This window comes from Brucella sp. RRSP16 (genome assembly GCF_052246815.1).
Lineage (GTDB): Bacteria > Pseudomonadota > Alphaproteobacteria > Rhizobiales > Rhizobiaceae > Brucella > Brucella intermedia.
Map to the genome: position 1 here is coordinate 111,056 of NZ_JBQQAM010000009.1, position 14,596 is coordinate 125,651.

The following is a 14,596-nucleotide window of genomic DNA, read 5'->3' on the forward strand; positions in this document are numbered from 1 at the left end:
ACTACCCTTCGATGGATGCTCTGAAGTTTAACGGCTTGCTTCGTTCAGCAAGGCGATTTCATCCTCGCTGAGTTTCAGTTCGGCTGCGGCGATCAGTTCGCCCAGCTGGGCCGAGCGTGTGGCGCTGGCAATAGGGGCTGTGACTGACGGCTGTGCAATGAGCCAGGCGATCGCAACCTGAGCAGGCGTGACATCGAGATTGCGGGCCACGTCATCAAGTGCCGCAATGATCCGCGACCCGCGATCCGTCAGATATTTTTCGACTGATTTTCCACGCGCGCTTTGCCCGAGATCGTCAGCGGAACGGTATTTTCCGGTCAGGAATCCCGCAGCCAGCGAATAATAGGAAATTACGCCGAGCTCGTTGTCACGACAGATTTTTGCCAGCCCGTTTTCGAAATCCCCGCGATCATAAAGATTATAAAGCGGTTGCAGGCTTTCGTAGCGCGGCAGGTCATGTGAATGGGCGACGTTCAGCGCCTCGGTCAGTCGCTCCGGCGTAAGATTGGACGCACCGATGGCCCGCACCTTGCCGACCTCCATCAGCTCCTTATAGGTGCCGAGCACATCTTCGAACGGTGTTTCCGGGTCATCCCAGTGCGATTGATAGAGATCGATGTAATCCGTCTGCAGTCGCTTGAGGGAAGCATCCACCGCCTTGCGGATATAAGCCGGGGAAAGGCCCTTTTCGTCAGGGCCCAATTCGCCACCGACCTTGGTGGCGATGACCACCTTGTCGCGCAGGCCGCGGGATTTCAGCCAGTTGCCGATAATGGTTTCGGATTCGCCGCCCACATTGCCGGGCGCCCAGGCGGAATAGACATCGGCTGTGTCGATGAAATTGAAACCGGCATCGACAAAACGGTCGAGAAGCGAGAACGATGTCGCTTCATCGACCGTCCATCCAAATACATTGCCGCCGAAGCAGAGCGGCGAAACATTAAGTTCGGTACGTCCGAGCTTTCTGAACTCCATAGATACTGTCCCCTTCCTCTGAGTGTCCGATTCAAAAACCACCATGCCTTGCTGCAATGGCGCTTTTTCTCAGACACTGAATACGGATCGCGAATGATCCGTCGGGTTTCGATTTCAGGAAGAGGAGAGGCTCCGGGAAGAGCCGAAATCAGCTCATGCCAAGTGCATCCATATAGAGCTGCAGCATGGCTTCTTCTTCCTGACGTTCATGGTCTTCTTTTTTACGCAGACGAATAATGGTCCTCACGACCTTGCTGTCAAACCCCGAACCCTTCAATTCCGCGTAAACTTCCTTGATATCGTCGCCGATGGTCTTTTTTTCTTCTTCAAGCCGCTCGATGCGCTCGATGAAAGCACGCAACTGGCCGACAGCAATCGTTTGGGCTTCGCTGGTAATGTCGTCGCTCACGAGGAGTTCTCCAATTCAAATTCAATGATGATGCGGTCGCGCATGGCGCGAAACCGCTTCTCGAAAGTCTGGACCGTTTTTCCCGCGAGTCGCAGGCAAAATTAAGAGCCTTTTTCGATGCACGACCCGATTTGGCGGGTCAAGCCCTGTGGATAGCGGGCAAAGCCTCTCCTGACAGGCCCGTTATCCGATGCGATCGGCGCGCGAGCCGAAATGCCGGACAATGTGGATGTGGGGAAGTGTGTTGATTTGCGCGATCATGGGGGCAAGCCGGTTGGCCCATTCAGCCGCTCCCTTGTCATCGGCAATCAGGTCCTGCCGCACTTCGATCAGGACATGGGCGAAGCCCTTCGCGGTCGCATGCCGGTACATGGCGTCGTTCTTGAGCGCGCCGTCATAAGGTTCGTTATCGCCGACCGTCAGGTCAGGGTTTTCACGCAGCAGCGACAGAAGCGGCTTTACGGCGCGGTCGTCCTTGTCCCAGAGAAGGCCGATCTGCCAGGGGCGGGCCTTGTGCTTCCAGCGCGGCGTAAAGGAATGGATCGAAACGATGAATGGCGCAGCCCGGCTTTCGGCGGCCACGCGTTCACTCGCCCGGGCAACCGCGTCGTGATAGGGGCGGTAGAAGCGTTGGAGGCGTTCCTCACGCTCGCCTGCGGACATCGGATAGTTGCCGGAGATGACTGCCCCGTCGGACAGCTGCATGATCAGCGTCGGATCGTCCTCCCCGCGATTGGGATCGATCAGGAGGCGCGAAAAACCACCGAGGACCGCCGGCGCGTTCAGACGGCTGGCGAGCCTGCGCGTCAAGTTCTCGACGCCGATATCATAGGCGATATGACGGTCGAATTCACTTTTCTGCAAACCAAGCGTGCCATATTCGGCTGGAACATCGCGCCGTGCATGGTCGGCGGTCAGGAGCAGGCCGAGGCTGAAATCTCCGTCGACAGTGTATACCGGTGAGAATTGCGTCGAAGCGATTGATCCGGATTGAAGCGGCATAGGGCGGAATCCGAGGCTGAACTTTGAGATTATTTCTGTGTTGTGCGGGAAGCTGTTTCAGGTCTGTCATGAGAAAGCCGGGATTGCAACGATCATTCTTCGATTGAGAGTACCTGTAATCAATGGGATTGCGTTGACATCAAAGGCGAAACTGCCGAAAAGAGAGCGACCCGAAACGGGATGTCCCCGAGATGGATTTCCTTGTGCAATATAAATTGTTCGATAAAACCGATAGCGGGCTGAAGGGGTTCTGCGTATGCGACTTCCACGATCTCTAGTTTTGTTTGCCGGTGTGCTGATGACTGCGCTGGGCATGACATCCATAGAGGCCAGGGCGGATTTCCGCGTATGTAACGCAACCCAGAACCTGGTCGGCGTTGCCATCGGCTACCGCGCCAAGACCGGCTGGGTGACCGAAGGCTGGTGGCATATTGAAGGCGCTGCCTGCAAGACGCTGCTCGAAGGCCCGCTTTCATCCCGCTACTACTACCTCTACGCCGAAGACGCCCAGGGCGGCGGGCGCTGGGAGGGCAAGGTCAACATGTGCGTGGCCGAAAAAGAATTCCGTATTACTGGCGTCCAGGATTGCTTCGCGCGCGGTTTCCAGCGCAACGGCTTCCAGGAATACGACACCGGGGAACAATCGAGCTGGATGGTTCAGCTCACCGATGAAACGCCGACAGAAAACCCCACTGTTACAGGAACGAATAGTCAATGAAGCGCAACCGCAAGGTCAAGATTCTCGCCACGCTAGGTCCGGCGTCAGGCGAGGAAGCCGTCATCCGCAAGCTGTTTGAGGCAGGCGCGGATGTGTTCCGCATCAACATGAGTCACGCCGACCATGATCTGATGCGCACCCTCGTCAAGCGCATTCGCAATGTGGAAAAGGAACTGGGCCGTCCGATCGGCATTCTGGCCGATCTTCAGGGTCCGAAGCTGCGCGTCGGCAAGTTCAAGGACGGTAAGGTCGATCTCGTTCCCGGCCAGACCTTCACTCTCGACAATAACGAAGCGCCCGGCGATGAAACCCGCGTCTATCTTCCGCACCCGGAAATTCTTGAAGCTGTCGAGCCGGGTCATCGCCTGCTGATCGACGATGGCAAGCTGCACCTCGTAGCCGAGGCAAGCGACGGCAAGTCGATCCGCTGCAAGGTGATCTCCGGAACGCGCATTTCGGATCGCAAGGGCGTCAGCCTCCCGGATACGACGCTGGGCGTCGGCGCGCTGACGGAAAAGGACCGCAAGGACCTCGATGCCGTTCTGAAGGAAGAAATCGACTGGGTTGCGCTTTCCTTCATCCAGCGTCCGGAAGACCTGGCCGAGGTGCGCAAGGTTTCGCGCGGCAAGGTCGGCCTGATGTCGAAGATCGAGAAGCCGCAGGCCGTGACGCGTCTTGATGAAATCATCGAGCTTTCTGACGCATTGATGGTTGCACGCGGCGATCTCGGCGTTGAAATGCCGCTTGAAAGCGTTCCCGGCATCCAGAAGCAGATCACCCGCAAGGCACGCCGCGCCGGCAAGCCGGTCGTGGTGGCCACGCAGATGCTGGAATCGATGATCACTGCTCCGGTTCCGACCCGCGCCGAAGTTTCCGACGTTGCGACCGCGGTGTTTGAAGGTGCGGATGCGATCATGCTTTCGGCTGAATCCGCCTCCGGCCAGTATCCGGTCGAAGCGGTCGCCACCATGAACCGCATCGCGGAGCAGGTGGAAAAGGAACCGACCTATTCGACCATCATCGATGCGCAGCGGGCAGCGCCGGAGCCGACTGGTGCCGACGCAATCTCGCTCGCTGCACGCCAGATCGCGGAAACGCTGAAGCTTTCGGCCATCGTCACCTATACCGCGTCCGGCACGACCGGCCTGCGCGCTGCCCGCGAGCGGCCGCGCACGCCGATTATCGCCCTGTCGCCGGTTGTCGATACCGCCCGCAAGCTGTCGCTCGTCTGGGGCCTGCATTGCGTTGTTACCGATGATGCGCACGACCTTGAAGACATGGTCAACCATGCCTGTGAAATCGTCTTCCACGAAGAGTTCGGCAAGGCAGGCGACCGCGTCATCATCACCGCCGGTGTCCCGTTCGGAACCCCGGGCGCGACCAACATGCTGCGCATCGCCTATATAGGGCCAGATGGAAAATCGGGCATCTAGAATGGCGATATTCCGGCCGTGACGGCCTGCAAATGGCGTCGTTTTGCGCTTCCGGTGCTCATGTGCATTCTTCAACGCAAAGTCTAATCCGAAAAGCCTGCAACTTTTCGGGACTATGCGTTGAAGTACATTCCGCTCCGGTTCTCAAACTCCACCATTTTCGACTCGCCACAGCCGCATCTCATCCAGTCACGGCAGACGGCATCCAAAAAAACGCGCTCTTTCAGGGCGCGTTTTTCTTTGAGCAGAGATGAATTGGAGGAGGCAGGGACGCTCTAAGTCCGAGTGTCGGACAGTTCGTCAGCCAGATCATTGAAGTTCTTCTGTGCGTCGCGCATCATCGGATAAACGATCAGGGCCTGTTCATAGGCTTTTAGCGCCTGTTCTTTGAGGCCGCGCAGGCGCAATATGGCCGCCATGCCGGTCAGGGCGCCATAATGGCGCGGTTCCAGTTCCAGCGTACGATTGATGTCGTACATGGCATGGGCATAATCTTTTTTAAGGAAATAGACCGTGGCGCGGCGATTCCATGCTTCCGCATATTCTGGGTCAAGCGCGATCGCTTCGTTCAGGAAGTCGATGGCCGAAGGATAGCGCTGCTCCAGCATCGCCGCGTTCGCCCATTGCATGAGGAGATCGACTGTTGCGCTGCCGGATTGCGACCACAGCGTATTGATCTGCGAAGCAATGCGCCGCGCCTTGGTTTCATCCGTTGTACGGCGAAGATCCGCAAAGAGCTTGTCGAGGCGCTCTTCAGGCGTTTGGGCTGCATTAGGCGCAGGTTTTTCCGGGGTCGGTTTCTGTTCGCTGTCGGGGCCGGTCTGAACGGGCGTCAGCGGTGCGGTAAGCGGCACCTTGCCGGGCGCGACTTCGGCATAAGCCGACAGCACCGTTGCACCCAGCGATGCGACCACAGAAAAAGAAATCAGACATGCAAAAACGTTCCGCATGCGCATAGATTTTATCATGCGCAGCGAAACGTCAAATGCTAAATCAGAAATAAGATTAGCCCTGGCGAGCCTTGTAGCGCGGGGCGGTCTTATTGATGATGTATACGCGGCCCTTGCGGCGGACCAGCTGGCAGTCGCGATGACGGGCCTTAAGCGCTTTAAGCGAGTTCTTGATCTTCATGTCAATCACCGGTCTTGTTGGCCCGTTGACGTGCAGATGCCGCGGGGCTTCATAAAAACAGGCGCCCGAGGCGCCAATTGGTTACAGGCACTGTTAGATGCCCGAAGGGTTGGCCGAAATACACAAGGTTTCAGGCAAATGTCAACTCCTGAGCCGCAGATTCAGGGTGCTGGAGCTGAAATTCTTGGCAGGCGGCAAAAGATTCATCGGGAATCGACGGGATTCCCGATGAACATCATTTCCTGCGAGGCTGGATGCGCGTCACATGGCCCATTTTGCGGCCCGGACGTGCTTCTTTTTTACCGTAAAGGTGCAGCACGGCATTGTTTTCGGAGAGAATCGCTGGAACCTTGTCGACGTCGTCGCTGATCAGGTTTTCCATTACGCAATCGGAATGGCGTTCGGTGCTGCCGAGAGGCAATCCGGCAACGGCGCGGATATGCTGTTCGAACTGCGAAATGGCGCAGGCTGCTTCTGTCCAGTGGCCGGAATTATGGACACGCGGGGCAAACTCGTTTGCCAGCAGCGTTCCGTCCTTCAGGACGAAGAATTCGAGCCCCAGCACGCCGACATAATCAAGCGCATTCAAAAGCTTTGTAGCGGCTTTGCGGGCAGCTTCCGCTGTGTTCTCGGAAATCGCAGCCGGAACGGTCGAGGTGGCAAGGATGCCGTCCTTGTGCACGTTTTCGGCAATATCGAAGATTGCGACGTTTCCAGACCGGTCGCGCGCTGCAATCACCGAGACTTCGCGTTCGAAATCGACGAAGCCTTCGAGGATCGCCGGGGCGCGATTGATGGCAAGAATCGCCTTGTGGGCTTCGCTCTCGTCGAGCGAGGTCAGGCGGACCTGTCCCTTGCCGTCATAGCCCAGACGTCGCGTCTTGAGGATGCCGCGCTCGCCAAGCGCTCCCAGGGCCGCGATCAGGGATTCTTCATCGTCCACGAGGCGCCAAGGAGCCGTCTCGATATCGCTTTGATTGAGGAACTGCTTTTCGGCAAAACGATCCTGCGAGACTTCAAGCGCTGCGGGCGGCGGCAGGACCAGAGCGGTTTCTGCCAGCCGGTCGGCGGCGCTCACCGGCACGTTCTCGAATTCGTAGGTAATGACATCGGAAGCTGCGGCAAGCTCCGCAAGCGCCTTCGGATCGTCATAGGCCGCGACGATCTGGCGATTGGCGACCTGTGCTGCCGGGCAATCGGCCTGCGGCTCCAGAATCACGGTTTGAAAGCCGAGCCGCGCTGCGGCCATGGCAAGCATCCTGCCGAGCTGCCCGCCGCCGATAATGCCGATGGTTGCACCGGGCTTCAGTACAGACTTGTTCATATCAGGCCTCGTTTGAAGGGCGTTCAGCCACGCTTTGCGTCTGTGCCGTGCGCCATTCGTCAAGGCGGGCTGCAAGCGCCTCGTCGTAAAGCGCCAGGACGGCTGCTGCGAGCAGTGCGGCATTGACCGCACCGGCGCGGCCGATCGCCAGCGTACCGACAGGGATGCCGGCCGGCATCTGGACGATGGAAAGAAGCGAGTCCTGGCCTGAAAGCGCCTTGGACTGGACTGGAACGCCGAAGACGGGAAGCGGCGTCATGGCTGCCGCCATGCCTGGCAGATGGGCTGCGCCCCCTGCGCCCGCGATGACGACCTTGAAACCTTCTGCCTTGGCGCCTTTGGCAAAGGCAACGAGACGATCAGGGGTGCGATGCGCGGAAACGATCCGGGCATCGAAGGAAATGCCGAGTGCTTCGAGTGTGTCCGCTGCATGGCGCATGGTTTCCCAGTCGGACTGGCTTCCCATGATGATGGCGACATCGGCAGTAACGCTCATTGATCTTCCTGCTCCGCTTCTTTCATGTAGTTGGTGGAATGATGCTGAAAAGATAAAGCCGGGCGAACCCCGGCTCTAATTATGGATGGTCATGGACATTCAGGCGATGATGTCGGGGATCACCCGATCTTCCATTTCCTGCAGCTTGTCCTTGATTGCGAGCTTTTTCTTTTTCATGCGCTGGACGCGCAATTGGTCGCAGCCAACCGCTATCATGGCGTTTATGGCAGCATCGAAGTCCGCGTGTTCCTGTTTCAGACGTGCGACGGCCAATCTGATTTCGGCCTGTTCCTGATCGGACATGCGGTGCCCCGTTCTGTTAAATAGTTTTACGGGCTGCGCCAACCCATGAAAAGGTGCGGCGTCAGCCCGTTTCCGGCGAAGCCCTTATCACATTTTTCGCGTCAGGAAAATGCTACCACGACAAAATCGACTTTGCATCAAACTCATGCCAAACTGTCATGGTTCTGTCATGAACGCGGCTGTCGAAGGCGACAAACACCACCGCATCCTTGGCAGCCGGGACTGCGTGTTTGGCCCGGAAATACAGGAGATGTGCCGGGCGCTCATGCAGGTTGAATGGCGGGATGGCGGGCAAACAAGGTCCACGCCGTTCCGTAAATCAGGGAAATCAACCAAAGGAGATCTGATGATGGCTATCGAGTCCCATCTTGCCACGCTCGAAAAGAAGCACGGCGCTCTGGAGCAGGAAATTTCCGAAGCCCTGGCGTCACCGGCAATGGATGACCTGCACGTTGCATCTCTCAAGCGCAAGAAGCTTATGCTCAAGGACCAGATCGAAAAACTGAGATCCCAGGTAACGCGTCACTGACAGGGAAGCCGCGTTTTGATCGCGGTTGGATAGGGCGTATCAAACCAAAGACTTCGGCTGTTGAAAGGCTCTCGCGAGCCTGAATTGCCTTGTCGCGGACATGGAATGTTGCACGGGCAGTGCGCTTTTCCGTGTCATGGTCATGACGCTGGATTGCTGCATTGGCGGCTGTGCCACAGCCGCCGAACATAGTGATTCAATTATTTGATTGGTTCTGTTTGTTTTAACGCCGTCAACCTTCCGTCTCCGCTCTCGGGTCAAGGTTCAGCGCTTCCGGCGTAGCACCGCGTTCCGACGGCATGCTCATGAACTGGTCCTTGTTCTCTTTGGGAACCGAAGCGCGCCTGCGGGAGCGGAACAGCGCATAACTGGTGATGGAAATATGCGCGAGCATGGTGATGGCAAAGAGGCCTGAGGGCCAGAAAATATCCATCGCCGCAGCCGCCAGAAGCGGTCCGAGCATCGTGCCGAACCCGTAAAGCAGCAGAAGTCCGCTCGACACTTTCACGAAGCTTTCCGATGTTGCATGGTCGTTCGCGTGGGCGACCGCAACGGGATAGAGCGCATAGGCGAGCGCGCCGTAGCAGCCGGTCATCGCGATAATGACGGAGCCGCTGGTAGGCGCGACGAGAAAGGCTATCAGGCCAACCAGTGCCGCCAGAGCCGCAACGCTGGCCAGTACGAAACGCCGGTCCACCAGATCGGAAATGCGACCGATCGGAATCTGCATCAGGGCACCGGCTGCGATGGTGACGCTGACCATCAAGGCGATCTCGGTGGTCGAGATCCCCGATTTCGCGCCAAATACCGCTCCAAGCGTACCCCAGGCGCCATTGGCGATGCCGATCAGGATGCAGCCGACAAAGGCTGCGGGGGAATTGTTATAGAGCGCCTTCAGATCGAGCTGCACTTCCGTCAGTGGCTTGGGGCTGACAGCCGTGGAAATCGCGGTCGGGATAAGTGCCAGGCAGAAGAAGACGCCGCTTATCATGAACAGATGATCGGAGCGCACATCGCCCGCGGCCACCAGCATCTGCCCGGACATGGTGGCCCCATAGTTGACCATCATGTACATCCCGAAAATCTTGCCGCGCGATTCGTTGGTTGCTCGCTCATTCAGCCAGCTTTCGATGACCATGAAGGCACCGGCCATGGAAAAGCCGGTGAAAGCGCGCAGGATGACCCAGATGGTTGCATCCACGAAGACGCCGGAAAGCAGGGCGATGATCGCAGCCGATGCTGCAAAACATCCGAATGCCCGTACATGGCCGACGCGGCGCACCAGGCGCGGCGCGAACAGGCAACCCGCAACGAAACCGCCAGCCCAGGTGGTGCCGAGCATGCCCAGCGATGTGACCGAAAATCCTTCCGCGCCACCACGCAGGGGCAGCAGGAGACCATGAAGTCCGGAGGCGATGAGGAGAAAGGCTGTGCCGCAAAGGAGGGCCAGAACCTGAATGTAAATGCGCAAAATTCTATTCCCGCAACTTGAAGCTGGGCCGTCGATGTCAAGCGGCCAATGCGATCAGTGACTATTGTTCCTAAACATTTCGTCCGGAAATGGTTCCGGCGATTTTGCTCCGGCATCCATTTCCGCTGACGAGTTTCCCCTATCGAAACAATGCTTCCGCCGCCGCGCGGCTGTCGCCCTTCTTGAGGCGTTCTGCCTTCAATCGCTCTATTTCGGATTGCAACAGGGCAATGCGCTGGTCGATCTCGGTGACCGAAAGCAGCGACAGTTCCTCCTCGCTCAGCGCCACGCTGCTGCGGGGCTTCGCCACATCCTCATCGAAACCGCTCATAGCCGTCCTCCGTGGTCAATGATGGCTCAGAAAAGATTTAACACCTTGAATCGTCGCATATATATTTGGGAAAATCGATGACGATTTCCCTAACGCGGTGTCTTGCATCCGTCATGCGGCATTTGTGCGACGGTGCCGATGAAGCACCTGACCACGGCGTAGGGTACGAAATCTGAATGGAGTCTTGAGCATGATGACCGACCTTCCTTCCCAGATGACCGCTATCGAAATTTCCGAACCGGGCAGACCCCATATGCTTCGCCCTGTTCAGCGCTCGGTGCCGGAACCCAAGGAAAGTGAAATTCTGGTGCGGGTGCGTGCCGCGGGGGTCAACCGCCCGGATGTCTTGCAGCGGCTGGGACAATATGCGCCGCCGCCCGGCGCGTCCGATATTCCGGGTCTGGAAATTGCCGGTGACATTGTAGCCGTCGGCAGCGGTGTCAAGCGTTTCAAGCTCGGCGATCAGGTCGTCGCATTACTGGCTGGCGGTGGCTATGCCGAGTATGCCGTCGTGCATGAAACCAATGCTCTGCCCCTGCCTTCCGGCTATGGCTACATCGAAGCGGCTGCGATCCCGGAGACTTTCTTCACCGTCTGGCACAATGTTTTCGAGCGTGGAGGGCTGAAGAAAGGCGAGACGTTTCTTGTTCATGGCGGCTCGTCGGGGATCGGCACGACGGCTATCCAGCTAGCCAAGGCATTCGGCGCGACCGTCATTGCGACTGCCGGCTCCAAGGAGAAGTGCGACGCCTGTCTGAAGCTAGGGGCTGATCGCGCCGTCAATTATAGGGACGAGGATTTTGTCGAGGTCGTCAAGGACGTGACCAAAGGTAGAGGTGCCGATGTGATTCTCGATATGGTCGGCGGTGACTACGTCGATCGCAATTACAAGGCTGCGGCCGAAGATGGCCGCATCGTGCAGATCGCCTTTCTCAATGGGGCGAAAGCCACGGCCAATTTCGCGCTGTTGATGACCAAGCGCCTGACCCATACGGGCTCCACGCTTCGTCCGCGGCCGGTCGAGTTCAAGGCTGGCATTGCGCGTGAACTGGAGGCAAAGATCTGGCCGCTTCTGGCGCAGCGCCGCGTCGCACCGGTTATGGATATGATCTTTTCGCTGAAAGATACCTGGCGCGCGCATGAACGGATGGAGGAGGGGAGGCATATCGGCAAGATCGTACTCGATATTGCCTAGAGCCGTTCCAAAGCCGTCCTGTGTGGCGGCAAATGGAGCTTTGTGGTTCAGGCTCTTTAGCTTGAGAGCCATTCTTGCTCTGGCGACAAAAAAACGATATATAGGCCGTGATTTCCCGGAAATTGTGGTTTTGCCCACGTCCCGCGCCACCGGAGCGGACGAACAGAAGGATTATATCTAATGGCCACCCAGCTTCTTATGCCGAAGGCAACGGCCGTTTGGCTTGTCGATAATACGGCCCTGTCGTTTGACCAGATTGCCGCTTTCTGCAAGCTGCACCCGCTGGAAGTGAAGGCTATTGCCGACGGTGAAGCTTCGCAGGGTATCAAGGGTCTCGACCCGGTCATTACCGGCCAGATTTCGCGTGAAGAAATCGCGAAGGGCGAAAAGGACCCTTATTATCGCCTGAAGCTTGCCGAACCGAAGGTTCGTGTTCCCGAAGCCAAGCGCAAGGGCCCGCGTTATACGCCGCTTTCCAAGCGTCAGGATCGCCCGAATGCGATTCTCTGGCTGGTACGCAATCATCCTGAACTGAAGGATGCACAGATTTCCCGCCTGATCGGCACGACCAAGTCGACCATCGAGCAGATTCGCAACCGCACGCACTGGAACTCGGCAAATCTGACGGCGATGGACCCGGTTACCCTCGGCCTCTGCTCGCAGATCGATCTCGACATCGAAGTCGAACGTGCGTCGCGCAATCGTCCGGCCGCGCCCGAAGCGGACAGCACCCTGCTGCCAGCTTCTGCGACCGAGAATTTCGACTATCGTGACGAGCAGCCTGCGGAAGACGAGCTCGATGCCGACAAGGTTTTCGCTAAGCTCTCTTCGCTCAAGGGCGCGAATACAGACGACGAAGACGAGGAAGAATAGTCGGGAAGCGACATTGCTTGCCGAAATGCAAGAAGCCCGGTTTCGCCGGGCTTTTTTGTTGGGTCAAGCTGCCGCCTCGCTGTCGGGAGTGGACGTCGCGGCGATCCAGACTTTGAGGGCGTTCACATAGCGGTTGGCCGCATCCTCCAGCGCTTCGGTTGATATCTTGTCGGCGGCATACAGCACAAACGGCGCTGCCCAGCCGAGCCCGCAACGGTTCGCTGTTGCCCGCAATGGGGCGAAAAGCTCGATCATCGGGAACATGTTGCGCCCGCCTTCGCGATAGGCTTCGGGGACATTTCCTGCCGTCGCGGCGATCAGGAGCGGCGTCCCTTCGAGCTTGCGGCCCTCCCGCTCATAGGCAACGTAGAACATGCGGGTCAGGACGGCATCTTGCCACGCCTTGAGAAGGGGCGGTGTGGAATACCATTGGACCGGAAATTGCAGGACAATGCGATCAGCCGACAGAAGTCGCGATGCTTCACGCTCGCTATCCTTCAAGAAATCGATCCCCTGCGGATAAGCGGCCTGCATGTCGACGATCTCCACGCCGGGTAATTTTGCAGCTGCGGCGGCAAGCGTTGCGTTGGCGCGGGATCGTGTCAGATCGGGATGAAAAAGTAAGATCAGTGTCTTGGACATGGTGCCTCCTTCGGGCTGACGGAGACGATGCCACTAGTAATTAAATTGCTCCAATTTATAATAGATATATACTATTATTGATCTCATGAATTTGCGTTCGCTCGATCTCAATCTTCTCGTCATACTGGATGCCCTTCTCGATGAAGCGCATGTGAGCCGGGCCGCCGACCGGCTTAACCTGACGCAGCCTGCTGTATCGAATGCTTTGCAGCGCTGCCGCGCCTTGTTCAACGACCAGCTCTTGGAACGGACGCGCGGCACGATGCGGCGCACTCCGAAAGCGGAAACATTGCGTGCTCCCCTGAAAACTTTGCTGGCAGGGGTGGTCGATCTGGTTGATCCGCCCGAAGTGCCGCTTGTGTCGCTGCAGCAGACGATACGCGTCTGCATGGCGGATTATCCTGCCATCTTCGTCATAGGGCCTCTATTGAAGGCGCTTGCGCACACTGCGCCGGGGATCAATATCATTGTCCAACCGTGGCATGGTGCCGAGGCGGCGCGGGTGGCGCTCGTGACAGGAGAAAGCGATCTTGCCCTCTCCGTCTTTCCTGATGCTGATAAGGAGCTTCAGCGCCGCCTGCTGCTGGAGGAGAACTACATTATTGCAATGCGCCGGGATCATGCGGCAGCAAACGCATTCTCGCTGGAGAGCTGGCTTGCATATCCGCATATCCTCGTCTCCGGGCGCGGAGACGACAGCAGTCCGGTCGACCGCACGCTCGCGGAGCGGGGATTGAGCCGCCGGGTGGGCGTGGTTGTACCGAATTTCGGCATGGTGCCGGAATTGCTGGCCAACACCGATATGATCGCCATGCTGCCATCGCGTTGTATGCCCGAGGACACGTCTTCCCTCGCGGCTTTTCCGCCGCCGATTCCCGTTGCAGGTTTTCCGTTGCATATCGCCTGGCACAAGCGCCGTCAGGAAGATCGCGGGGTACAATATGTGATCGAGCAATTGGTCAGGATCATGATGGAAAAGAGAATCGGCTCGACAGGTCTGTTGTGAACAGACCGCCGAACCGGTTCAAGCGACGGTTGCTTGGGAGTGGCCGAAGTGTTCAGTCCTTGAAGGCGTTATACTCGCTCAATTCCATGAGGCGGTAGAAATCTGCCAGCGTCTTGCCGCGTTCGGCTCGGAAGAGGCGGCCTGCGTCGCTCGCTTCCACGATGCGGTCGGTGCGGAATGTGCGGAAAGCATTGCGCAATTCGCACCAGCCGATAACCGTCCAGACCTTGCCCCAGAACCAGAGGCCGAGCGGACGAATATCACGCTCGCTTTCGCGCGATTCCAGATCGCGATAGCGGATGTTGAGGACATTGCCCTGATCGACGGCGCGTTCCACCGCGTCGATGATGCGGCGCTCGTCCATGCTGATGCGCGCCGTTGGCGCGTGAATCTGCGTGCTGGTGATGCGGGCGCGCTCTTCCTTGGGCAGCACGGCTTCGATCTTGACGAGAGCCTCTTCCGCGCCCCGCGCCATGGAAACACCGCCCCAGGCGCGGATGAGGCGCGCGCCCGCGACAAGCGCCACGATTTCGTCGCGCGTGAACATCAGCGGCGGCAGCTCGAAACCCTGCCGCAGAATGTAGCCGACGCCTGCTTCGCCATCGATGGGCACGCCGGTCGATTGCAGGTCGGAGATGTCGCGGTAGATGGTGCGTTCGGAGACTTCCAGCCGTTCGGCCAGCTGGCGCGCGGTGACAAGCCTGCCACCGCGCAGGTGCTGAACAATCTGGAAAAGGCGGTCTGCACGGCGCATTCCG

The 14,596-nt window shown here is 58.2% G+C and carries 18 protein-coding genes; 6 read left to right on the top strand and 12 right to left on the bottom strand.

What is annotated here, in order from left to right; all coding sequences use genetic code 11:
• Positions 1 to 27 precede the first annotated feature (27 nt).
• The 3 genes from ACS5UA_RS15460 to ACS5UA_RS15470 form a co-directional block, all read right to left on the bottom strand.
• The gene (locus ACS5UA_RS15460; RefSeq protein WP_021588036.1) at positions 28 to 975 is read right to left on the bottom strand and encodes an aldo/keto reductase; all 948 of its coding nucleotides are present in this window, start codon (positions 973 to 975) and stop codon (positions 28 to 30) included.
• 148 nt (positions 976 to 1,123) lie between these two features.
• Positions 1,124 to 1,384 (bottom strand): DUF2312 domain-containing protein, encoded by a 261-nt coding sequence (locus tag ACS5UA_RS15465; protein WP_002964837.1) that lies wholly within the window; start codon positions 1,382 to 1,384, stop codon positions 1,124 to 1,126.
• 183 nt (positions 1,385 to 1,567) lie between these two features.
• Complete coding sequence (locus ACS5UA_RS15470; protein WP_021588035.1) at positions 1,568 to 2,386, bottom strand: N-formylglutamate amidohydrolase; 819 nt, start codon at positions 2,384 to 2,386, stop codon at positions 1,568 to 1,570.
• 256 nt (positions 2,387 to 2,642) lie between these two features.
• Between ACS5UA_RS15470 and ACS5UA_RS15475 the strand changes: the two genes are divergently transcribed.
• Together ACS5UA_RS15475 and pyk are read left to right on the top strand one after the other, a co-directional pair.
• Positions 2,643 to 3,104: a DUF1036 domain-containing protein gene (locus tag ACS5UA_RS15475; protein ID WP_025090863.1), complete on the top strand. Its 462-nt coding sequence runs from the start codon at positions 2,643 to 2,645 to the stop codon at positions 3,102 to 3,104.
• Complete coding sequence (gene pyk / locus ACS5UA_RS15480) at positions 3,101 to 4,537, top strand: pyruvate kinase (RefSeq protein WP_006467768.1); 1,437 nt, start codon at positions 3,101 to 3,103, stop codon at positions 4,535 to 4,537. Before ACS5UA_RS15475 ends, pyk begins: the two co-directional genes overlap by 4 nt.
• Positions 4,538 to 4,812: 275 nt before the next feature.
• Here pyk and ACS5UA_RS15485 read toward each other — a convergent pair whose 3' ends face one another.
• The 5 genes from ACS5UA_RS15485 to ACS5UA_RS15505 all read right to left on the bottom strand — a co-directional run bounded on the left by ACS5UA_RS15485 (position 4,813) and on the right by ACS5UA_RS15505 (position 7,791).
• Positions 4,813 to 5,505, bottom strand: coding sequence for a tetratricopeptide repeat protein (locus ACS5UA_RS15485; protein ID WP_031347279.1), 693 nt, complete (start codon positions 5,503 to 5,505; stop codon positions 4,813 to 4,815).
• Between the two features lie 37 nt (positions 5,506 to 5,542).
• Complete coding sequence (gene ykgO, locus ACS5UA_RS15490; RefSeq protein ID WP_006467766.1) at positions 5,543 to 5,668, bottom strand: type B 50S ribosomal protein L36; 126 nt, start codon at positions 5,666 to 5,668, stop codon at positions 5,543 to 5,545.
• Between the two features lie 235 nt (positions 5,669 to 5,903).
• On the bottom strand, positions 5,904 to 6,992 hold the full coding sequence (locus tag ACS5UA_RS15495; RefSeq protein ID WP_021588032.1) for a 5-(carboxyamino)imidazole ribonucleotide synthase: 1,089 nt from the start codon (positions 6,990 to 6,992) through the stop codon (positions 5,904 to 5,906).
• Between the two features lies 1 nt (position 6,993).
• A complete protein-coding gene (gene purE / locus ACS5UA_RS15500; protein ID WP_021588031.1) occupies positions 6,994 to 7,488 on the bottom strand; it encodes a 5-(carboxyamino)imidazole ribonucleotide mutase in 495 nt (164 codons plus the stop codon).
• A gap of 99 nt (positions 7,489 to 7,587) precedes the next feature.
• Positions 7,588 to 7,791, bottom strand: a complete 204-nt coding sequence (locus tag ACS5UA_RS15505) for a YdcH family protein (RefSeq protein WP_006471281.1) — start codon at positions 7,789 to 7,791, stop codon at positions 7,588 to 7,590.
• A 346-nt stretch (positions 7,792 to 8,137) separates the two neighbouring features.
• On the opposite strand from ACS5UA_RS15505, the gene ACS5UA_RS15510 reads away from it, so the two are divergent.
• Positions 8,138 to 8,320, top strand: coding sequence for a YdcH family protein (locus ACS5UA_RS15510; protein ID WP_021588029.1), 183 nt, complete (start codon positions 8,138 to 8,140; stop codon positions 8,318 to 8,320).
• Between the two features lie 232 nt (positions 8,321 to 8,552).
• On the opposite strand, the gene ACS5UA_RS15515 is transcribed toward ACS5UA_RS15510, so the two are convergent.
• A complete protein-coding gene (locus ACS5UA_RS15515) occupies positions 8,553 to 9,791 on the bottom strand; it encodes an MFS transporter (RefSeq protein WP_021588028.1) in 1,239 nt (412 codons plus the stop codon).
• Between the two features lie 139 nt (positions 9,792 to 9,930).
• Complete coding sequence (locus ACS5UA_RS15520; protein WP_006467760.1) at positions 9,931 to 10,122, bottom strand: DUF1192 family protein; 192 nt, start codon at positions 10,120 to 10,122, stop codon at positions 9,931 to 9,933.
• A 190-nt stretch (positions 10,123 to 10,312) separates the two neighbouring features.
• Between ACS5UA_RS15520 and ACS5UA_RS15525 the strand changes: the two genes are divergently transcribed.
• Together ACS5UA_RS15525 and ACS5UA_RS15530 are read left to right on the top strand one after the other, a co-directional pair.
• A complete protein-coding gene (locus ACS5UA_RS15525; RefSeq protein ID WP_021588027.1) occupies positions 10,313 to 11,317 on the top strand; it encodes an NAD(P)H-quinone oxidoreductase in 1,005 nt (334 codons plus the stop codon).
• A 180-nt stretch (positions 11,318 to 11,497) separates the two neighbouring features.
• Complete coding sequence (locus ACS5UA_RS15530) at positions 11,498 to 12,190, top strand: DUF1013 domain-containing protein (RefSeq protein ID WP_006467758.1); 693 nt, start codon at positions 11,498 to 11,500, stop codon at positions 12,188 to 12,190.
• Between the two features lie 63 nt (positions 12,191 to 12,253).
• Here the strand turns inward: ACS5UA_RS15530 and ACS5UA_RS15535 are convergent, their stop codons facing one another.
• Positions 12,254 to 12,832: an NAD(P)H-dependent oxidoreductase gene (locus ACS5UA_RS15535; protein WP_021588025.1), complete on the bottom strand. Its 579-nt coding sequence runs from the start codon at positions 12,830 to 12,832 to the stop codon at positions 12,254 to 12,256.
• Positions 12,833 to 12,917: 85 nt separating this feature from the next.
• Between ACS5UA_RS15535 and ACS5UA_RS15540 the strand changes: the two genes are divergently transcribed.
• A complete protein-coding gene (locus ACS5UA_RS15540) occupies positions 12,918 to 13,838 on the top strand; it encodes a LysR family transcriptional regulator (RefSeq protein WP_021588024.1) in 921 nt (306 codons plus the stop codon).
• A gap of 52 nt (positions 13,839 to 13,890) precedes the next feature.
• Here ACS5UA_RS15540 and ACS5UA_RS15545 read toward each other — a convergent pair whose 3' ends face one another.
• Positions 13,891 to 14,592 (bottom strand): helix-turn-helix transcriptional regulator, encoded by a 702-nt coding sequence (locus ACS5UA_RS15545; protein ID WP_006467756.1) that lies wholly within the window; start codon positions 14,590 to 14,592, stop codon positions 13,891 to 13,893.
• Positions 14,593 to 14,596 lie beyond the last annotated feature (4 nt).